Origin of the sequence: Rathayibacter sp. AY2B3, from assembly GCF_002931755.1 — a bacterium.
In the GTDB taxonomy this organism is placed as follows: Bacteria; Actinomycetota; Actinomycetes; order Actinomycetales; family Microbacteriaceae; genus Rathayibacter.
Genome location: NZ_PSUG01000013.1, coordinates 1 through 19486 on the forward strand (window position 1 = coordinate 1; position 19486 = coordinate 19486).

The window sequence follows — 19486 nt, forward strand, 5'->3', positions numbered from 1 at the left end:
GGCGGGGGCGTTCCGGCGGGGACGGACGGAGCGGGCTCGCCCCGCGGCGGCGCCCGCCCCTAGGCTCGACGGCGTGACCGCCTCCGTCCCCGCCCCTCAGTCCCGCCCCCGCGACGTGGTCGGCATCGTCGGCCTCGTCCTCGCGATCGTCCTCGTCCTCGCGCAGATCGGGCGGACCGCGCTCACCACGGCCATCCCGGTCCTCGCGTTCCAGGGCGGATTCGACACCACGCAGATCGGGGCGCTCTTCGCCGCCCTCGGGGTCACGATGCTCGTGCTCGCGACGGCGACCGCGATCGTCGGCGTCATCGGCGTCGCTCGGAAGGACCGCGCCCGGCTGCTCTCGGCCGTCACGCTCGGCGTCGGAGCGAGCGTCGCGATCGTCGAGCTGGGCGCGCTCGTCGTCCCGCCCCTGGTCGGCCTCTCGCTCCAGTACTGACGAGGCTCGCTGAAGCGGATCCGTCCCTCCGCCCTCGCAGGATCCGCACGGCGCCGCGCCCGTTCCTCGGGGTCTCCCGCGCCGCGGCGGCTCCCCCTGCGATGCGCCAGGATGGGGGCATGACGACACGCGTGGACGGCCTCTTCGTCTACCCGGTGAAGGGCCTGACCCCGCAGCCGATCCCCCGCGTCGAGCTCACCGCCGGCCGCGGCGTCCCCTTCGACCGCACGATCGCGCTCGCCCGCCCCGGCGGCGCCTACCGGCCCGGCCTGCGGCACGGCATCTCCAAGCGCGAGTACTTCGTGCTCGTCGCCGAGGCCCGCCTCGCCGGGCTGACCACGCACCTCGACCCCGGCAGCGGAGTGCTCACCGTCGACGTCCGCGGCCACCGGGTCCTCTCCGCCGACCTCGGCACGGAGGACGGACGGGCCGCGCTGCGCTCCTTCGCCGCGCGCGTGCTCGACCTGCCGCCCGGCGTCGAGCCGGTGATCGCGCAGGACGAGGGGCGCCGCTACACCGACACCGCGCACAACTCCGACGTCGAGATGGAGTACGTCTCCCTGATCAACCTGGCGAGCGTCCGCGACCTCGCCGAGCGCTGCGGCCGGAGCGTCGATCCGCTGCGGTTCCGCGGGAACATCCACCTCGAGGGGCTGCCCGCGTGGAGTGAGCTCGAGCTGCTCGGGCGCGAGCTCACCGCGGGCGGGCTGCGGCTGCGGATCACGAAGGCCACCGAGCGGTGCGCCGCGACCGAGGTCGAGCCGGGCACCGGTCGGCGCGACCTGCCGGTCCCCCGGCTGCTGCACGAGACCTACGGCCACGAGCTCCTCGGCGTCTACGCGGAGGTCCTCGACGGCGGCACGCTCGGCGTGGGCGACGAGCTGGTGCTCCGTGGCTGAGCTGCTGCTCGTGGTGGCCGAGCGCGAGGCGCTCACCCCGGCCGTCACCCGCTTCGTGCTGCGGAGCGAGGACGGCGCCCCGCTGCCCGGCTACTCGGCCGGCGCGCACCTCACGCTCACCACCCCCTCCGGCGAGCGCCGCAGCTACAGCCTCGTCGAGCCGGGATCCCCGGAGCCGTCGCACTACGCGATCGCGGTGCGCCGGGAGCCCGAGGGGCGGGGCGGATCGCGGAGCCTCCACGACGACGTCCGCGTCGGCGACGTCCTCGCCTCCGCGCCTCCCGCGAACACCTTCGCCCTCGAGCCCGCCGCCCGGTACCTCCTGATCGCGGGCGGGATCGGGGTCACTCCGATCCGCGCGATGGCCGCCGAGCTCCGGGCGCAGGGATCGGCCGTGCAGGTCGTGTACCTCAGCCGCACCCCCGAGGACACCGCGTGGCTCGACGAGTTCTCCGCCGACGGCTCCCTCCTGCACCACAGTGCGATCCACGGCCGGCTCGACCTCTGGCCGCTCGTCGCCGCGCCCGACGACGACGCCCGGATCTACTGCTGCGGTCCGTCCGCGCTGATCGACGAGGTCCTCGCCCTCACGATGCACTGGCGCCCGAGCCGGATCCACGTCGAGGACTTCGCGGGCGTCGACGCCGTCGGCGACCGGGCCGTCCCCTTCGCCGCCGTGTGGGAGCCGACGGGAGCCGCCGTCGAGGTCGCGGCCGACCGCTCGCTCCTCACCGCGCTCCGCTCCTCCGGGATCGACGTCGACTCCTCCTGCGAGTCGGGCACCTGCGGCACCTGCCGCCTCCGCCTGGTCGGCGGCACGGCGGAGCACCGCGACCTGGTGCTGACCCCGGAGGAGCACGAGCGCTGGATCATGCCGTGCGTCTCGCGCTCGGCCGGCGGCGCGCTGGTCGTCGCCCCGGAGTGACGGGGTCGGTCCCCTGTCCGCGCGCCGGCCGACACTCGTCGGCCGTCGTGTGACGCCGCATGACGCGCACGCGGCGCCCGGCTCGTCGCGAGCCTAGGCTCCCGGACGGGGGACACCGACCGTCACGACCGAAGGACTTCCGATGACCAGCACCTCCGTCCGCACGCAGCTCGACGAGTTCACCGTCGGCTTCGACGACACGGTCGGCCCCGAGCTCGCCGCCGTCTTCTCCGGCGAGCGCGACGACCTCGTCGCCGCCGGCGCTCCGAGCGGAGCCGTCACCGCCGGCGCCGCGCTCCCCGCCGCCTCCGTCGTGACCGTCGACGGCGACACCGTCGACCTCGCGGACGTCCTCGGCGCGGGCCCGGCCGTCCTCGTCTTCTACCGCGGCGCCTGGTGCCCGTACTGCAACATCACGCTCAAGCACTACAACGAGACCCTCGCCCCCGAGCTCGCCTCGCGCGGGGTCGCTCTCGTCGCGGTCAGCCCGCAGACCCCCGACGGGTCGCGCGCGGCCGTCGCGAACGGCGACCTGGGCTTCACCGTCGTCTCCGACCCCGGCAACGCGCTGGCGAGCGCTCTCGGCATCGTCACCGCCCCCAGCGGCGAGGCGCAGGAGGCGCACACCGCGCTCGGCTTCGCCGTGAAGGACAGCAACGCCGACGACACCCCGGCCGTCCCGTACCCGACCGTCCTGGTCGTCGACGCCGACCGGATCGTCCGCACGGCCGACGTGCACGTCGACTACACGACGCGCACCGAGACCGAGGACGTGCTCGCCGCCGTCGACGCGCTCTGACGCCTCCGCTGGCACCCTGAGCACGCGCGGCGGTCGAGCGCACCCCCTCGCCCGCCGCGCCGCCTCTCCCTAGGCTCGACCCGTGACAGCGGAGACGGACGTGCTCGTGGTCGGCGGCGGTCCGGTCGGACTCCTGCTCGGCGCGCTCCTGGCGCAGGCCGGGGCGGGTGTGCAGGTGTGGGAGCGGCGCTCCTCGGTCCCGCGCGGCTCGCGGGCGATCGGCATCCACCCGCCGTCGCTCGACGTGTTCGCCGCGGTCGGCGCCGATGCTCCCGTGCTGGCCGAGGCCACGCGCGTCCGCGAGGGCGTCGCGCGCAGCCGGGGCCGCACCCTCGGCACGCTCTCGTTCGCGCGCGCGTCCGCGACGCACCCCTACGTCGTCACCCTCGATCAGCACCGCACCGAGGCGATCCTCCGCCAGCGCCTCGAGGCACTGGCCCCGGAGGCGCTGCGCCCCGGGATCGCGCTGACCGGCCTGCTCCGCCGCGGCTCCGGCGTCGAGGCGACCGGCACCGGACCGGGCGGTGAGCCCGTCTCGGTCCGCGCCGCCTTCGTCGTCGGAGCCGACGGCGCCCGGAGCACCGTCCGCGACCTGCTCGGGATCCGCACCACCGGCCGCGACTACCCGGACCGCTATGTGATGGGCGACTTCGCCGACCCCGAGCCCGGCGGCCTCACCGGCACCGCGCTCGTCGACGTCGGCCCGGCGGGAGTCGTGGAGTCCTTCCCGCTGCCGGGCGGACGGCGCCGCTACGTCGCGCTGAGCGGGCCCGACCGCTCCCTCGGCGCCCCCGCCTGGCGACCCGAGGAGGCCCCCGACCAGGAGGCCGCGCGCGCCCTGGCCGCCGCGGTCCGCGATCGGACGGGCGCCGACGCCGACCCGGAGACCTGCACGATGCTCAGCGGCTTCCAGGTGCGGCGCCGCGAGGCCGAGCGGATGGGGGTCGGCCGCGTCGTCCTCATCGGCGACGCCGCGCACGAGATCAGTCCGATCGGCGGGCAGGGCATGAACCTCGGCTGGCTCGACGCCGCCGAGCTCGCTCCGCTCCTGGCCGGTGCCGTGCGCCGCGGCGAGGCCGGCCCCTGGCCCGGCTTCGCCCGGCGGCGCACCACCGCGGCCCGGCGCGCGGCGCGGCAGGCGGAGGCGAACATGGCGCTCGGACGACCGCTCGGCACGCTCGCGCACCGCGGCCGCGAGGCGTTCCTGCGCACCGCCCTCACCCTGCCGACCTCGGACCTGCTCGCCCGCGTCTACGCAATGCGCTGGTCCTGAGGTCGCGGGCGGCCGGTCAGCCGACCAGCCGCGCGCCCGCCAGCCCGAGCTCGACCACCAGCACGAGCGACGCCGCGATCACGAGCCGGAACAGGGTGCGCGTCGGCGGGCCGCTCAGCACCAGGCGGACGCCCGCGGCGGCGAGCACGACCACCGCGAGGGTCCCGATCACCGCGAGCACCACGCCCGTCCCGCGCACCGGCTGGTCGCCGACGAGCTGTCCGACGAGCACGAGCAGCGCGGCTACCACCAGCGATCCGAAGGCGACGACTCCGGAGAGCCGCAGGCCGAGGCGGTGGGGGAAGCCGCGGACCCCGGTGGCCTCGTCGTCGACCAGATCGGGGAGCACGTTCGTGCAGTGGATGGCGACGCCGAACACGGCCCCGGTCGCGATCGCCCACCAGGCGGGGAGCCGGCCGTCGCCCGCCGCCACCGCCACCACCGGCAGCAGCCCGAAGGCGACCACGAACGGAGCGACCGACCAGACCGTGCGCTTGAGCCCCGCGTCGTAGGCCCAGCCCGCGGCGACCAGCATCAGATGCGCGACCGCGGCGACCGGTCCGAGCAGCAGCGAGAGCACCACGGCGGCCGCGGCCGTGCCCAGTGCGGCCGCGCGGACGGCGCCTACGCCGATCAGCCCCTGCGCGACCGGCTTGTCGGTGCGCCCCACCGCGCGGTCGCGGTCGGCGTCGATCCAGTCGTTCGCGAGCCCGATCGAGAGCTGCCCGAGGAGCACGGCGAGCGCCACCAGCACGACCTGCCCGAGCGGATGCCCGGACGCCGCCGCGATCACGGTCGCCAGCACGGTGACCGTCACGGTCGGCCCGGGGTGCGACGAGGCCAGCAGGAGTCGCACCCGGGACGTCATCCCGCCAGCCTACGGTCGCCGGCGCGCATCCGCCCGCGACGGGAATGGCCCGGGATGGGGCAGGGTTGCACCACCCGGCATCCCGATTCAGGAAGAAGGCCTCGTGGACCTCGTGCACTGGCTGTTCGACGCGCAGATCGTCATCGGCGAGCAGACCGTCCTCTGGCGGGAGGTCATCGGCAACGTCTTCGGGCTCCTCAGCGCCCTCGGCGGGATGCGGCGGAAGGTCTGGGCCTGGCCGGTCGGCCTCATCGGCAATGTGCTGCTGTTCACGGTCTTCATGGGTGCTCTGTTCGGCACTCCCAACCCCGTCAACCTGCTCGGGCAGGCCGGGCGGCAGGTGATGTTCATCCTGGTCAGCGTCTACGGCTGGTACCGGTGGACCCACCGCCCCGACGACTCCACGACCCTGATCGAGCCGCGCTGGGCGTCGTGGCGCACCCGCGGCCTGCTGGTGCTCGGGATGGTCGGCGGCACCGCGGTGCTGACCCCCGTGTTCCGCGCGCTCGGCTCCTACGAGCCGGTCTGGAGCGACGCGTGGATCTTCGTCGGCTCCGTCCTCGCCACCTACGGCATGGCGAAGGGCTGGACCGAGTTCTGGCTCATCTGGGTGGCCGTCGACCTGGTCGGCGTGCCGCTGCTGTTCTCGGCCGGCTACTACGCGTCGGGGCTGATGTACGTCTTCTACGGCGCGTTCACCCTGGTCGGCTTCTTCGTCTGGATGCGGCAGGGCACCCGTCCGTCCGCCGCTCCGATCACGGTCGGCTAGCTCCAGCAGGCCGCCGCCGCCGGGGGAAGTGGCCGTGCGAGCGGCCCCGTCGGTGGTCCACTGGGAGCGGAGGCGCCCGCCTCCCCCCACCAGGAACGGACGCCGTGCTCTCCCTCGTCTACTCCAGCCGCACCTCCGCCGGCTTCGCGGACGCCGACCTTCCCGCGCTGCTCGCCCAGTGCCGCGCGACCAACGAGCGCCTCGGCCTGACCGGCATGCTCCTGCACCGCGACGGCCGGTTCCTCCAGGTGCTCGAGGGGCCGGACGAGGTCCTGCGGGAGCGGATGGCCGTCATCGCCGCCGACGAGCGCCACGCGCAGTTGCGCACCCTCCTCGCGGAGCCGATCCAGGAGCGCCTGTTCCCGGAGTGGTCGATGGCGTTCGAGTCCGCCGCCGACGCCGAGGCCGCCGGGCTCCGCACGTCCTTCGACGACCTCGACGACACCGAGGCCGACAGCGCGACGCTCCCGGCCCTGCGCGAGCTCATCCGCTTCTTCCGCGGACGGGACTAGGCGGCGCGACTCGGGACGCCGGGATCGCCGCCTCTCCACCACCGGGACACGGCGCCCGTCACTCCTCCGCCGAGGGAGGCGCGAGTCGAGCCCACTCCTCGTCGTCCCCGATCTTCGTGGATTCACGCCTTCTCGAGGTCTTTCTCCACCTTCGGATCCGGCTTGTCGAAGCGCAGAGGAACCACCTCTCCGACTGCTTATCGCTCCCCCGCGAGAAAGGAGCGGACATCGTCTCGGGTCAGCCCCGAGGCGACGGCGAGCCGGTGCTCTCCGGCCCCGAGTCGGGCGGCTCCACGGAGTGCCGATTCCCGCTCCCCGCCTTTCCAGGAAACACCGTTCCGGAATGCCGCGAATTCCGCGGAGACCCGATCGAGAGCGTCGACGACATCGCTGGACACGCTCTCCGGCGGCTTGCCGAGATCGATGTGCCAGCCTCTCCCGGACTTCTCGTCACTGTCGTCCACACGAAGGAGAATTTCCCGGACCGCAGGGCGGCGCCTGTGATCGCTGTGCGATCGTCACGCTCCGGATGACGCGCGACCCGCACGCTGGGTAGTGCCAGGCCCTGCGAGGCACGGCGTAGTGGTCCGCACGGCGACGGACGCGGAGAAGATCCTCACGAACCTCCGGAAGGGACCCTCGCTCGGCGGTCGCGACGCGAACTGCTCGAGGACGCCTCGGAGCACGTCGCGGGCGACGAGTCGGAGCTCGCGCGCTCCTTCGGCGATCCTGTCGAGATCGCCCGCGCCGCACTCGCCTGCGCGGCCCCTCTCGGCGGTCGCCCTCCTCCGGGCCCCGCAGGTCCTCCGCGCCCGCTGACGAGGCGCGTCGGGCAGGATGGGCCGGGTGTCGATCAGCAGGGCGTGGAGAGCAGCGGCGGTAATGGCGTCGATCACGGCGCTCTCGGCGTGCGCGACGGAGTACCACGGCCACGACAGCGGGATCGACGGCAGGCTGTGGCGGCGGATGGCCGCGGTCGAGGATCCGCTCAGCACGAGTGTCTACGGGTCGCTCGACGAGACGATCGGCATACTCCACGGCTTGAATCCGGAGGCTTATCCACCGCCTCTCGAGGACCCGTCCGCCTATCTCTCGGGAATCGACGTCCCCCGCTGGAACGGAGAGGCCGAGTCGGTCGATCCCTCGATGCTCGAGGACGGCGGAGTGGTGCTCTACGACGAGGACGTCACGGACGGCGAGGCCCGCTTCTCGCTCTTCCTCGCGTCCGGTCCGATCCTCGGAGAGGAGGATGAGGGCGGCTGGTTCAGCGGTCCCAGCGAGGTCTACACCTGCTACGGACTCGTCGTCGACTTCGCAGCGGAGACGCCTCCCCAGCCGGAGAGGACCGTCTTCGAGGACTGCCCCGCGGAACTCGTCTCCGTGCTCCGCTCCGACGCGGCCTTCGCCTCGGCCGAGGTCTTCGACGGCTGACCCGACCGCGGCGACCACCCGCGCGACGACCGCGGGGCGGAGATGCGGATCGCGTCGATCCAGCACGCCCGCACCGGCGGCGCCGGAACCTCCAGCCGATCCGGGGGCGGCGCCCCGTCCGAGCCGTCGAGGTTCCGTCGGTGTGCAGGCCCCCGCGCCGAGGGACGTAAAGTGTGCTCACACGCGCCCGCGGACGGGCGAGCCGCCCGTGAGGGCGCCCCGGTCCTGCGTCGGAGGCGCCGATCACAGAGAGCCGCGGTGCCCGATGCCGGAAGACAAGCCCGCGTCGCGGGCGCCGAGCATCTACGACGTCGCCCGCGCGGCCGGCGTCTCGCACCAGACCGTCTCCCGGGTCCTGAACGACCACCCGAGCCTCCGCGCCGAGACGAAGAAGCGCGTGCTCGAGGTGATGGCCGAGCTCGACTACCGCCCCAACCTCGCCGCGCGGGCCCTCGTCACCAGCCGCACCCGCACCGTCGGCGTGCTGTCCTCGCAGAGCCTCCAGTACGGCCCGGCCTCGAGCATCCAGGCCATCGAGGTCGCGGCGCGCGACGCGGGCTACCTCGTCGTCACGGCCAACGTCGACGGCACCGACGGCGCGTCGATCCAGGCCGGGATCCGGCACCTGCTCAACCAGGCGGTCGAGGGCCTCGTGGTCGTCGCGCCGCAGATCCGCGTCTTCGACATCCTCTCCGGAGTCGCGCTGCGGATCCCGCACGTGACGCTGCAGACGAGCGAGGACGACCGCGACGACGCGCTCTACGTCGACCAGATGGCCGGCGCCCGCATCGCCACCGGGCATCTGATCGACCTCGGGCACACCGAGATCGTGCACCTGGCCGGCCCGCAGGACTGGATCGAGGCCGAGGCGCGGATGCGGGGCTACCTCGCCGAGCTCGACCACCGCTCGATCCCGCTGCGCCCGCCGCTGCTGGGCGACTGGAGCGCCGAGCGCGGCCACCGCGTGGGCCTCGAGCTCTCGCGCTTCCTCGACTTCACCGCGGTGTTCGCGGGGAACGACCAGATGGCACTCGGACTGATGAGCGCGTTCCACGAGCGCGGAGTCCGTGTGCCGGAGGACGTCAGCGTCATCGGCTTCGACGACATCCCCGAGGCGGCGTTCTACTGGCCGCCGCTGACCAGCGTCCGCCAGGACTTCGTGGAGCTCGGACGCCGGTGCGTGGCCGCGCTGCTCAGCCTGATCGAGGGCGACCGGCCGGAGAAGGCGGCGCCGATCGCTCCGCAGCTGGTCGTCCGCGGATCCACGGCCGTCCCCCGGAGCGCGAGCGTCACCGCCTCGCGCTGACCGGCGGCCGCGACGCCCTCGCGCCGCGACCGCCCGGGATCACTCGCCGTGAGCGGCGATCGACACGTCGTTCCAGCGCTTCCAGGTCTCGAGGCGCGACTCGTAGTCCGCCGTCGCGATGCCCAGCGGCGCGCGTCCGAAGAAGATGCGCAGCGGCGGCTCGTCCGCGTCCACGACCGCGAGGATCCCGAGGCGCGAGGCCCTCGGATCGCCCTGCTGAGCGGCGGAGGGGCGACGGCTCGCGGCCTCGCGGACCCCGTCGTACGCGGCGATCGGCTCGCTGCGCGACGCGGAGGGACCGGACCAGTCGGTCGAGTACCCGCCGGGCTCGACGAGGGTCACGTGGATCCCGAAGCCGGCGACCTCGGCGGCCAGCGACTGGGTGAAGCCCTCGAGCGCCCACTTCGACGCGTGGTAGGCGCCGATCGACGGGAACGCGCTGATGCCGCCGATGCTCGACACCTGGACGATGTGCCCCGAGCCCTGCTCGCGGAGGATCGGCAGCGCGGCCTGCGTGACCCAGAGGGCGCCGAAGACGTTGGTCTCGAGCTGCGCGCGGACCTCCTCCTCGGTGAGCTCCTCGATCATGCCGAAGTGCCCGTAGCCGGCGTTGTTGATCACGACGTCCAGGCGCCCGAAGCGCTCGGCAGCGGCCTGCACGGCGGCGAAGTCCGCCGCGCGGTCGGTCACGTCGAGGGTCAGCGGGAGGAACGTCCCGGGGTACTTCTCGACGAGGGCGTCGAGGGTCTCGATCCGGCGGGCGGTGCCGGCGACCGAGTCGCCGCGCTCGAGCGCCGCCTCGGCCCACTCGCGGCCGAAGCCCTTCGAGGCGCCGGTGATGAACCAGGTCTTCGTCATGGTGTGCGTCCTTTCGACAGTGCTGGACGCAACGCCGACGGCTCCGGCTCCCTTCCGGGGCCGGGGACCCTTGACAGCACCGCTCCGAGAGCGCACGACGCGCCGTCGATGTCCCGTTACCGAGTCGAGACGTGCGCGTTGACACGAACGGCGCCGTCGGGTCTAGCATGACGCAATGTGATCGCTCACATGGCATCACATCTCCGCCCCGATCCCGAGGGCGGCCCTGCATCCACTGCATTCAATGACGAAGGAATCACAGTGACCACAATGAAGCGCGCTCTCATCGCCGGCATCGCCGGCGGAGCGATGATCCTCTCCCTCGCCGCCTGCTCCTCCGGAACCGGTGGCGGCTCGGGCTCGGGATCCGGCGACGGCGGCCTCGTCGGCGTCGCGATGCCGACCAAGTCGTCCGAGCGCTGGATCGCTGACGGCAACAACGTCAAGTCGCAGCTCGAGGAGGCCGGCTACCAGGTCGACCTGCAGTACGCCGAGGACGACATCCCCACCCAGGTCTCGCAGCTCGAGAACATGATCACCAAGGGCGCCAAGGCCCTGATCGTCGCCTCGATCGACGGCACCACCCTCACGAGCGTGCTCGAGGAGGCCAAGGCCAACGACATCCCCGTCATCGCCTACGACCGCCTCATCCGCGACTCCGAGAACGTGGACTACTACGCCACCTTCGACAACTACAAGGTGGGCGTCCAGCAGGCCACCTCGCTCCTCGCGGGCCTCGGTCTCACCGACCTCACCGGTGCGAAGGCCGCCGACGCCCCCGCCGGCCCCTTCAACGTCGAGCTGTTCGCCGGAAGCCCCGACGACAACAACGCCACGTTCTTCTTCAACGGCGCGATGGACACCCTCCAGCCGTACATCGACGACAAGACGCTCGTCGTGAAGTCCGGCGAGACCGACTTCAACACCGTCGCCACGCTCCGCTGGGACGGCGAGGTCGCCCAGAGCCGCATGGAGGACATCCTCACCAAGACGTACTCCGACGGCTCCAAGGTCCAGGGCGTCCTCTCGCCCTACGACGGCCTCAGCCGCGGCATCATCTCCGCTCTGACCGACGCCGGGTACACCGTCGGCTCCGACTTCCCGATCATCACCGGTCAGGACGCCGAGCTCGACTCCGTCAAGGCGATCATCGCCGGCGAGCAGTACGCGACCATCTACAAGGACACCCGCGAGCTCGCCAAGGAGGCCGTGAAGATGGCCCAGGCCGTGCTCGAGGGCACCGAGCCCGAGGTCAACGACACCGAGACCTACGACAACGGCAAGAAGGTCGTCCCGTCCTTCCTGCTCGAGCCGGTCATCGTCACCAAGGACCAGATCCAGTCCGTCCTCGTCGACGGCGGGTACTACACGGATGCGGAAGTGAACGGCTAGTCCTCTCTCCTCACCCGAGAAGGAACACCCCGGGAGGGCGCCCAGTGGGCGCCCTCCCCCACTACGAAGGAAGGGAGGCGGCGTGACCTCGAACATCCTCGAGATGCGCGGCATCACCAAGACGTTCCCGGGCGTGAAGGCGCTCCAGGACGTCACGCTCAACGCACAGCGCGGCGAAGTCCACGCGATCTGCGGGGAGAACGGCGCCGGCAAGTCGACGCTGATGAAGGTCCTGTCGGGCGTCTATCCGCACGGCACCTACGAGGGCGACATCGTCTTCGAGGACGAGGTGATGCAGTTCTCCAGCATCCGCGACTCGGAGGCCAAGGGCATCGTCATCATCCACCAGGAGCTGGCCCTCAGCCCCTACCTCTCCATCGCGGAGAACATCTTCCTCGGCAACGAGGTGCGCGGCTTCGGCGGCCTGATCGACTGGAACAAGACCAACCAGGAGGCGGCGGCGCTGCTGGCCCGCGTGGGTCTGCGCGAGAACCCGACCACCAAGATCATGGAGATCGGAGTCGGCAAGCAGCAGCTCGTCGAGATCGCGAAGGCGCTCTCCAAGCGGGTCAAGCTGCTCATCCTCGACGAGCCCACCGCAGCCCTGAACGACGAGGACTCGGACCACCTGCTCGACCTGATCCTGCACCTCAAGGAGCAGGGCATCACGTCGATCATCATCAGCCACAAGCTGAACGAGATCAAGAAGATCGCGGACACCGTCACGGTCATCCGCGACGGCAAGACCATCGAGACGATCGCGCACGACGACGTCACCGAGGACCGCATCATCAAGGACATGGTCGGCCGCGACCTGGACCACCGCTACCCGGACCACACGCCGCACATCGGCGAGGAGATCCTGCGCGTGGTCGACTGGACGGCCCACCACCCCCAGGATCCGACGCGCGTCATGGTGGACAAGGTCAACCTGTCGGTGCACCGCGGCGAGATCGTCGGCATCGCCGGACTCATGGGCGCCGGGCGCACCGAGTTCGCGATGAGCCTCTTCGGCCGCTCCTACGGCAGCCGCATCTCGGGCCAGGTCTTCAAGGCCGGCAAGGAGATCAAGATCCGCAACGTCTCGGAGGCGATCGCCCACGGGCTCGCCTACGCGACCGAGGACCGCAAGCACTACGGCCTCAACCTCATCGACGACATCAAGCGGAACATCTCGCTCGCGTCCCTCGACAAGGTCGCCCGCGGCGGACTCGTCGACGACAACCGCGAGTTCGAGGTCGCCAACGAGTACCGCGGCAGCATGAACATCAAGTCTCCGACCGTGCTCGCCAAGACCGGGAAGCTCTCCGGCGGCAACCAGCAGAAGGTCGTCCTGTCGAAGTGGATCTACTCCGACCCGGACGTCCTCATCCTCGACGAGCCCACCCGCGGCATCGACGTGGGTGCGAAGTACGAGATCTACACCATCATCAACCGGCTCGCGGCGCAGGGTAAGGGGATCATCGTCATCTCCTCCGAGCTGCCGGAGCTGCTCGGCATCTGCGACCGCGTCTACGCGCTGTCGGAGGGCCGGATCACGGGCGAGCTGCCCATCGCCGAGGCGACGCCCGAGGCGGTCCTCACCCTCATGACCCAGGAGAAGCAACGATGACCGATCTGCAGAACGAACCGTCCACCGCGGCCGGTGCGCAGGTGAAGCCCACCGAGAACGCCTTCACGAAGCGCCTCAGCCATGTGCTGGGCGACCTCGGCAAGAACGGCATCTTCATCGCCCTCATCGTGGTGGTGCTGCTGTTCGAGGTGATGACCGGCGGCATCCTCCTCCGCCCCCAGAACATCTCGAACCTGATCGTCCAGAACGGCTACATCCTGATCCTCGCCATCGGCATGGTGATGGTCATCGTGGCCGGGCACATCGACCTCTCGGTCGGCTCGGTCGCGGCGTTCGTCGGAGCGATCTCGGGCGTCTTCGCGGTCAACATGGGCCTCCCGTGGTGGCTGTCGATCGTCCTCTCCCTCCTCATCGGCGCACTCGTCGGAGCGTGGCAGGGCTTCTGGATCGCGTACGTCGGGATCCCGGCGTTCATCGTGACCCTGGCGGGCATGCTGATCTTCCGCGGCCTGGCGCTCGTCGTCCTCGGCAACGCGAACATCGGCTCCTTCCCGACCGAGTACCGCGCGCTGGGCAACGGCTTCCTCACCGACCTGTTCGGCGAGACCGACCTCGACCCGCTGTCGCTCGTCATCGGCGCGCTCGCGATCGTCGCCTTCGCCGTGCAGTCCGTGCGCACCCGCCGCGGCCGCCAGAAGTACGCGCAGAGCGTCGAGCCGGGCGCCTGGTTCGTCACCAAGCTCGTCCTCGTCTCCGTCGTGATCGCGGCCTTCTCCTTCGCGCTGGCCACCTTCAAGGGCATCCCGGTCACCCTGATCGTGCTCGCCGTGCTCGTCCTGATCTACGGCGTGGTCATGAACCGCTCCGTCTTCGGCCGTCACGTCTACGCGATCGGCGGCAACCTGCACGCCGCGGAGCTGTCCGGCATCAAGACCCGCAACGTCACCTTCTGGCTGTTCGTCAACATGGGCGTCCTCGCGGCGCTGGCCGGCCTCGTCTTCACCGCGCGACTCAACCTCGCCGGCCCGAAGGCGGGCGACGGCTTCGAGCTCGAGGCCATCTCGGCCGCCTTCATCGGCGGCGCGGCGGTCCAGGGCGGCGTCGGCACCATCGGCGGCGCGATCATCGGTGGCCTCATCATCGGCGTCCTGAACAACGGCATGTCGATCATGGGCATCGGCATCGAGTGGCAGCAGGCGGTCAAGGGCCTCGTGCTCCTTCTCGCGGTCGCCTTCGACGTCTACAACAAGCGCCGCTCGGGCGGACGCTAGGCCCTGCGGTCGTGCCCGACTGGTCGCGGTTCCTGCCGCTGAGCACCGGGCCCTCGGTCGACGAGACGGGCGTCAGCAACGACTGGCGCCCCCTCGTCGCCGAGAGGCTCGACCGCCTCGCCGTCCTGGCCGCCTCCCCCTCCACCACGGAGGGCGAGGCGGCCAGTGCCGTCTCCCGGGACGCCCTGCTCGGAGAACTCGTCGTGCGGCTCTCGAGCAGCACCGGCCAGCGCCTCGCGACGCGGATGGGCGCCCGCGAGGCCTCCTCCCCTCCCCCTCCCGCCGAGATCGCCTCGGCCCTGGCCGCTCTCGCCTCCGCTCGCCGCGCCGGCGAGGGTCCCCGCTCGGTCGCCGAGCTGGTCGAGGTCGTCCGCGTCGAGCTCGCGCTCTCCCCCGACCCGCTCGCCCTCTCCTCCCGCATCACCGGCGGCGTGGCCCTGGACCGCCTGCAGCGCGCGCCGCTCGCGATCCGCGCCGCCGTCCGCGGCCGCACCCTCGCTCCGACCGACGCGGAGTGGGAGCTCGGCTCCGGCCCCGCCCTGCGCGTGCCGGCCGACGCGATCCTCCGCTTCCTGCTCGGCCTCGGGCCCTTCCCGGCCGACCCGGGCGCCTAGGCCGCGCCGCCTCCTGCCCCCGGGCGGAGGCGGCGCCGCCGCGGTCGTAGCATCGGAGGATGTTGCGCTCACTGCCGAGAAGCACCCCGTCCGCCCGCTCCGTCGACGCCGAGGGAGTGCTGGCCTTCGTCGAGGCGGTCGAGGCCGCACCCGGCGTCGAGCTGCACGGGCTGATGATCGTGCAGGGCGGCGACGCGGTCGCCGAGGGCTGGTGGGCGCCGTACTCGGCCGAGCGGCTGCACCTCTTCTACTCGCTGAGCAAGAGCTTCACCTCGACCGCCGTCGGCCTCGCGGTCGCCGAGGGCCTGGTCGACCTGGACGCCACCGTCCTCTCCTACTTCCCCGAGCTCGACGCCGAGGTGACGGATCCGCGCTCGCGTGCGATCCGCGTCCGTCACGTCCTCGCGATGGCCAGCGGCCACTCCGCCGAGACGATCGACCGCGCCGAGGCGCTGGACCCGGTCGACCTGGTGCGCGGCTTCCTCCTCCTCCCGCCGGAGCAGGAGCCGGGCAGCGTCTTCGCCTACAACCAGCCGTGCACCTTCGCCGCCGCCGCGATCGTGCAGCGTGTGAGCGGGCAGTCGCTGACCGACTACCTCCGCCCGCGCCTGCTGGATCCACTCGGCATCGGCGACGTCGCCTGGCAGCGCGACGACTCCGGGCGCGAGCTCGGCTACAGCGGCCTGCACGCCACCACCGAGGCGGCCGCCGCGCTCGGACTGCTGTACCTGCAGGAGGGGCGCTGGGGTGACCGGCGGATCCTGTCGCCGGAGTGGGTCGCCGAGGCGACCCGCGCGCACGTCCCGACCCACGAGGACGGCGGACCCGACTGGCAGCAGGGCTACGGCTTCCAGTTCTGGCGGTCGCTGCACGGCTACCGCGCGGACGGCGCGTACGGGCAGTTCAGCCTCATCGTGCCCGAGCACGAGCTCGTGATCGCGCTGACGGGCCAGAACTCGGACACGCAGACGCTGCTCGCGCTCGCCTGGGAGCACCTGCTCCCCGCGGTCGGCCGCGGATCCTCCGCAGAAGCCGACGCCCGGCTGGCCGACCGGCTGTCGGCGCTCGCCCTGCCTCCGCTCGAGGGCGCCTCCCCCTCGACCGGGAGCTTCACGTCGGCCGGATCGTGGCCCGACGCCGTCGAGGTGACGGCCGACGAGGGCGGCTGGACGCTCACACTGACCGAGGGCGACGAGCGCTTCGCGGTGACGCCCGGCGCGGGAGCCTGGACCGTCGACGGGCCGTTCGCGGCGAGCGCCGGACCCTCGGGCGACGGCGTCCTGGTCGACATCGTGTTCCTCGAGACCCCGCACCGACTGCACGTCGAGCTCGCCCCCGACCGCACCGCCCGCGTCCGCTGGGAGACCGAGCCGCTGCACGGCGGCCCGCTGGCCGGGCTGCGCGCCCCGCGCTGACGGCAGGACCCGCGCCGCTCATCCGTCACGAACGGCCGTCCGCCCCTCGGCGACGGGCCGTGAGTGACGGATCGGAAGGGCCGCACTCGTCCGGGCTGACCGCGCACGTGAGGCGGTGGTCACCGGGGGTCGACTGAAGCCGCTCCTTCCCGTCGATCCGGCCGAGGGCGGCCCCGTAGTGGCGGAACGCGTCCCGCGCGGCGCCCCAGCTCCGCGGATCGACGCCGAGCGCGGTGCGGAGGTAGGCAGTGCTCAGCCGCTGCACCGCGGCGACTCGCCCGGGGTCCGCATCGGTCGTCTCCGCCACCGAGTCCCCGACGATCCCGCCGAGCGAGTGCTCCGCGCCGTGGAGGGTCAGCAGGTCGGAGGCGCCGGGCCCTCGTCACCGGGGAGCTGCGGGCGGACTAGCCGCGGACGGCCCTCGTGGTCCGTGCGACCGCGTCCTCGACCGCCGCCCGCCGGCCCGCCTCGTCCTCACGCTCGGACTCGTGGACGAAGACCGCCTCGCCGCGACGGGCGCCGCAGTAGTCGATGATCCCGTGCTGGATCTGCGTGAGCAGCGCCTGCTCGTAGCCGTGCCGTTCGTACGTGCCGGAGGAGTCGGCCGCCACGAGGACCAGGTGGACGGTGAGCCCGCCGAGCTTCCGCCGCGTGCCGTGGACGGGGTCGATGTCGAAGGCCCAGCCGGCGAGGAAGACGCGGTCGATCCAGCCTTTCAGCAGCGCGGGCATCGACCACCAGTAGACGGGGAAGACGAGCACGAGGTGGTCGACGCCGTCGAGTCGGCGCTGCTCGCGGAGGACGTCGTCGGGAATCGGGGCGACACCGCGGTAGCGGTCCCGGTCGGCCGCGCCGAACCGCGGATCGAAGCCCTCGGCGTCGAGGTCGGCCGTCTCCACCCCGTCGGGGCCGAGCTCCTCCCGCAGCCGCCGGGCGAGGGCGGCGGTGAGGGAGTCGCGGTCGGGATGCGAGGTGACGAGGAGGGTGCTCACCGCTCCAGTGAACCGCACCCGCCCTGCGGCACCCCTGGCAGGATGACCCGGTGACTCCGCACCGCTCCCCCCGCCGCCCCGACGTCGTCTCCGTCGAGCTCGTCGGAGGACCGGAGCCGCTCGAGCTCGCCCTGCACGAGTACGACCCCGAGTGGTCCGCCCTGTTCTCGGAGCACCGGCGGCGCATCCTCGACGCGGTCCCGGGCGTGCGGGTCGAGCACATCGGCTCGACCTCCGTCCCGGGCCTGCCCGCGAAGCCGATCGTCGACGTGCTGGTCGTCGTGCCCGACATCACGGCGGAGGAGGACCACGTCGCACCGCTGCTGGCGGCCGGTTACGTCCTCCGCGTCCGTGAGCCCGGGCACCGGCTCGTCCGCACCCCCGAACGGGACGCCCACGTGCACGTCTACGAGGAGGGGCATCCCGCGATCGACGCGTACCTGCTCCTGCGCGACCGGCTCCGCGCCGATCCGGCCGACCGCGAGCTCTACCGCAGCACGAAGGCGTCTCTCCTCCTCCGGCGCTGGGAGGACGGGAACGACTACGCCGAGGCGAAGTCCGCCGTGATCGCGGCCGTCCTCGAGCGCGCGAGATCCTCACGTCGCTGAGATCGATATCCGGAAGAACTGCATAGCGCTCGCACGCTTCCGAGAGCACGGGTTAGCGTTGGGAAGAGATCGATCTCCGGCCGCGGACCGCCGCGGCGACTCCCCGATGAAGAGGACTCCCGTGAGAAGAAGAATCCTGACCGCCGTCTCCGCCGCGGCCGCCGTCGCCCTGCGTGGCAGTACATCCAGACGATGATGTCGGCGGAGGGTCAGGAGGACCACTTCGCCACCTCCGGCACGTTCCCCGCCGCCACCGCCGCCCTCCAGAGCGACAGCGTCCGCGCCTACACCGATCCGTTCTTCGGCGACTCGGCGATCGGCGAGGTCATCGCGACCTCGGTCGAGGACTTCCCCTCGTTCGTCGACGGCCCCGATACCGGAGCGATCGGCGCCGCGCTCTCGGGCGCACTGGTCGAGCTGGAGGCGGGCAACGTCTCCTCCGCGGACGCCTTCTCGAGCGGGCTCGACAGTGCTCGCCAGGCGGTCGGCGGCTAGGCCGCACCGCACGACCCACCGCCCTCGAGCCCTCCGGCTCGGGGGCGGTCGTCGTCTCCGGGTCCGGCTCATTCGACTAGATGGCAATTCCACTCTAATTGTATTACAGTTTGAAGGAGACGATCCGCCACTGAGAGGATCGCGACCCGGAGGAGCTCCTGTCGAAGCACCTGCTCACCCTCGCCCTCGCCGCCGCGCTCGCCGTCGGCACCCCGCGGCGGGAACCTCGGCCTCCGCGCCGGCCGCCGACTCCGCGCCCCTCCTCCGTCGTCACGCACCCCGGCACGACCGCCCCGACGGGCACTGCGCCGGGCATCCGCCGACCGCTGATCCGAGACGCCCGCCTACGCTGGTGCCATGAACGGCAGCGACGAGAAGGCGAGTACCCCGCGCCCCTACGACTCCCGCAAGCGCCGGGAGAGGGGCGAGGCGGACCGGGCCAGGACTCGAGGACGCATCCTCGACGCGGCCGCAGCCCTCTTCTCGGAGCACGGCTACGCCGCGACGACGATCACGCAGATCGCGCGCACGGCCGGGGTCTCGGTGCAGACCATCTACCTCGCCGTCGGAGCCAAGGCCGACGTCCTGCGGGCCCTGACCGCCGCGAGGACGACGGGCGGGGACTCGGAGGCGGCCGTGACCGACCAGGCATGGGTCGCCGAGATCGCCGCGGAGACCGACCCCGAGCGGCAGCTGCGGCGGCTCGCACGCGAGTCCGTGGCCCTGGCGCACCGGGCGGCGCCGCTCTGGAGCATCATGGCGGGCGCAGCGCAGGACGATCCCGCACTCGCGGAGGACCTCACCCGGCAGAGCTCCGGCCGCCTCGCCGACCAGCAGGCCTTCGCGCGACTGCTGCACGGACCCCTCCGCGACGGCATGAGCACCGAGCGGGCCGGCGACGTGCTCTACGCCCTCGCGAGCCCTCAGCTCTGGAACATCCTGGCCCTCGAGCGCGGCTGGTCGGCGGAGGAGCTCGAGCAGTTCCTCGGCGACGCCCTCACCCGCCTCCTCCTCCCCCCGAGCGATCCCGACCCGACCCCCTGACGC

At 72.4% G+C, this 19486-nt stretch carries 20 protein-coding genes; 17 read left to right on the forward strand and 3 right to left on the reverse strand.

Annotated elements, in window-relative coordinates; genetic code table 11:
* Positions 1-73: 73 nt before the first annotated feature.
* The 5 genes from C5C24_RS05980 (at position 74) to C5C24_RS06000 (ending at position 4335) form a co-directional block, all read left to right on the forward strand.
* Positions 74-439 (forward strand): hypothetical protein, encoded by a 366-nt coding sequence (locus C5C24_RS05980; RefSeq protein WP_104296217.1) that lies wholly within the window; start codon positions 74-76, stop codon positions 437-439.
* A gap of 119 nt (positions 440-558) precedes the next feature.
* Complete coding sequence (locus C5C24_RS05985; RefSeq protein ID WP_181110339.1) at positions 559-1338, forward strand: MOSC domain-containing protein; 780 nt, start codon at positions 559-561, stop codon at positions 1336-1338.
* Positions 1331-2263, forward strand: a complete 933-nt coding sequence (locus C5C24_RS05990) for a PDR/VanB family oxidoreductase (protein ID WP_104281738.1) — start codon at positions 1331-1333, stop codon at positions 2261-2263. Before C5C24_RS05985 ends, C5C24_RS05990 begins: the two co-directional genes overlap by 8 nt.
* A 142-nt stretch (positions 2264-2405) precedes the next feature.
* Positions 2406-3062, forward strand: a complete 657-nt coding sequence (locus C5C24_RS05995; protein ID WP_104276694.1) for a peroxiredoxin-like family protein — start codon at positions 2406-2408, stop codon at positions 3060-3062.
* A gap of 82 nt (positions 3063-3144) precedes the next feature.
* On the forward strand, positions 3145-4335 hold the full coding sequence (locus C5C24_RS06000; RefSeq protein WP_104281739.1) for an NAD(P)/FAD-dependent oxidoreductase: 1191 nt from the start codon (positions 3145-3147) through the stop codon (positions 4333-4335).
* Positions 4336-4351: 16 nt separating this feature from the next.
* Here C5C24_RS06000 and C5C24_RS06005 read toward each other — a convergent pair whose 3' ends face one another.
* A complete protein-coding gene (locus C5C24_RS06005; protein WP_104281740.1) occupies positions 4352-5203 on the reverse strand; it encodes a UbiA family prenyltransferase in 852 nt (283 codons plus the stop codon).
* A 103-nt stretch (positions 5204-5306) separates the two neighbouring features.
* On the opposite strand from C5C24_RS06005, the gene pnuC reads away from it, so the two are divergent.
* From pnuC to C5C24_RS06030, 4 genes are all read left to right on the forward strand, one after another.
* Positions 5307-5972, forward strand: a complete 666-nt coding sequence (pnuC, locus tag C5C24_RS06010; protein WP_104227403.1) for a nicotinamide riboside transporter PnuC — start codon at positions 5307-5309, stop codon at positions 5970-5972.
* A gap of 104 nt (positions 5973-6076) precedes the next feature.
* Positions 6077-6484, forward strand: a complete 408-nt coding sequence (locus C5C24_RS06015) for a BLUF domain-containing protein (protein WP_104281741.1) — start codon at positions 6077-6079, stop codon at positions 6482-6484.
* Between the two features lie 882 nt (positions 6485-7366).
* Positions 7367-7915, forward strand: coding sequence for a hypothetical protein (locus C5C24_RS06025; RefSeq protein ID WP_104304540.1), 549 nt, complete (start codon positions 7367-7369; stop codon positions 7913-7915).
* A gap of 265 nt (positions 7916-8180) precedes the next feature.
* A complete protein-coding gene (locus C5C24_RS06030) occupies positions 8181-9221 on the forward strand; it encodes a LacI family DNA-binding transcriptional regulator (RefSeq protein WP_104234510.1) in 1041 nt (346 codons plus the stop codon).
* 39 nt (positions 9222-9260) lie between these two features.
* On the opposite strand, the gene C5C24_RS06035 is transcribed toward C5C24_RS06030, so the two are convergent.
* Positions 9261-10079: an SDR family oxidoreductase gene (locus tag C5C24_RS06035; RefSeq protein WP_104276702.1), complete on the reverse strand. Its 819-nt coding sequence runs from the start codon at positions 10077-10079 to the stop codon at positions 9261-9263.
* 270 nt (positions 10080-10349) lie between these two features.
* Between C5C24_RS06035 and chvE the strand changes: the two genes are divergently transcribed.
* The 5 genes from chvE to C5C24_RS06060 all read left to right on the forward strand — a co-directional run bounded on the left by chvE (position 10350) and on the right by C5C24_RS06060 (position 16344).
* Positions 10350-11471, forward strand: a complete 1122-nt coding sequence (gene chvE / locus C5C24_RS06040; protein ID WP_104276703.1) for a multiple monosaccharide ABC transporter substrate-binding protein — start codon at positions 10350-10352, stop codon at positions 11469-11471.
* Between the two features lie 82 nt (positions 11472-11553).
* Entirely contained in the window at positions 11554-13083 is a 1530-nt protein-coding gene (mmsA, locus tag C5C24_RS06045) for a multiple monosaccharide ABC transporter ATP-binding protein (protein WP_104256398.1), read from the forward strand.
* On the forward strand, positions 13080-14315 hold the full coding sequence (mmsB, locus tag C5C24_RS06050; protein ID WP_104224982.1) for a multiple monosaccharide ABC transporter permease: 1236 nt from the start codon (positions 13080-13082) through the stop codon (positions 14313-14315). Before mmsA ends, mmsB begins: the two co-directional genes overlap by 4 nt.
* A gap of 11 nt (positions 14316-14326) precedes the next feature.
* Entirely contained in the window at positions 14327-14929 is a 603-nt protein-coding gene (locus C5C24_RS06055; RefSeq protein ID WP_104304541.1) for a hypothetical protein, read from the forward strand.
* 59 nt (positions 14930-14988) lie between these two features.
* Positions 14989-16344, forward strand: coding sequence for a serine hydrolase (locus tag C5C24_RS06060; protein ID WP_104304542.1), 1356 nt, complete (start codon positions 14989-14991; stop codon positions 16342-16344).
* A gap of 404 nt (positions 16345-16748) precedes the next feature.
* Here C5C24_RS06060 and C5C24_RS06070 read toward each other — a convergent pair whose 3' ends face one another.
* Entirely contained in the window at positions 16749-17336 is a 588-nt protein-coding gene (locus tag C5C24_RS06070; RefSeq protein WP_104304543.1) for an NAD(P)H-dependent oxidoreductase, read from the reverse strand.
* A gap of 50 nt (positions 17337-17386) precedes the next feature.
* Between C5C24_RS06070 and C5C24_RS06075 the strand changes: the two genes are divergently transcribed.
* The 3 genes from C5C24_RS06075 (at position 17387) to C5C24_RS06085 (ending at position 19483) form a co-directional block, all read left to right on the forward strand.
* Complete coding sequence (locus C5C24_RS06075; RefSeq protein ID WP_104304544.1) at positions 17387-17944, forward strand: GrpB family protein; 558 nt, start codon at positions 17387-17389, stop codon at positions 17942-17944.
* Between the two features lie 192 nt (positions 17945-18136).
* Positions 18137-18439, forward strand: coding sequence for a hypothetical protein (locus C5C24_RS06080; protein WP_146082536.1), 303 nt, complete (start codon positions 18137-18139; stop codon positions 18437-18439).
* 357 nt (positions 18440-18796) lie between these two features.
* A complete protein-coding gene (locus tag C5C24_RS06085; RefSeq protein WP_104276709.1) occupies positions 18797-19483 on the forward strand; it encodes a TetR/AcrR family transcriptional regulator in 687 nt (228 codons plus the stop codon).
* Positions 19484-19486 lie beyond the last annotated feature (3 nt).

Bases quoted from the DNA above. Each gene is read 5' to 3' on its own strand.
- C5C24_RS05985 (WP_181110339.1), top strand. From the start codon at position 559: ATGACGACACGCGTGGACGGCCTCTTCGTCTACCCGGTGAAGGGCCTG.
- C5C24_RS05995 (WP_104276694.1), top strand. From the start codon at position 2,406: ATGACCAGCACCTCCGTCCGCACGCAGCTCGACGAGTTCACCGTCGGC.
- C5C24_RS06005 (WP_104281740.1), bottom strand. From the start codon at position 5,203: ATGACGTCCCGGGTGCGACTCCTGCTGGCCTCGTCGCACCCCGGGCCG.
- C5C24_RS06025 (WP_104304540.1), top strand. From the start codon at position 7,367: ATGGCGTCGATCACGGCGCTCTCGGCGTGCGCGACGGAGTACCACGGC.
- C5C24_RS06030 (WP_104234510.1), top strand. From the start codon at position 8,181: ATGCCGGAAGACAAGCCCGCGTCGCGGGCGCCGAGCATCTACGACGTC.
- C5C24_RS06035 (WP_104276702.1), bottom strand. From the start codon at position 10,079: ATGACGAAGACCTGGTTCATCACCGGCGCCTCGAAGGGCTTCGGCCGC.
- chvE (WP_104276703.1), top strand. From the start codon at position 10,350: ATGAAGCGCGCTCTCATCGCCGGCATCGCCGGCGGAGCGATGATCCTC.
- mmsB (WP_104224982.1), top strand. From the start codon at position 13,080: ATGACCGATCTGCAGAACGAACCGTCCACCGCGGCCGGTGCGCAGGTG.
- C5C24_RS06060 (WP_104304542.1), top strand. From the start codon at position 14,989: ATGTTGCGCTCACTGCCGAGAAGCACCCCGTCCGCCCGCTCCGTCGAC.
- C5C24_RS06080 (WP_146082536.1), top strand. From the start codon at position 18,137: ATGATGTCGGCGGAGGGTCAGGAGGACCACTTCGCCACCTCCGGCACG.
- C5C24_RS06085 (WP_104276709.1), top strand. From the start codon at position 18,797: ATGAACGGCAGCGACGAGAAGGCGAGTACCCCGCGCCCCTACGACTCC.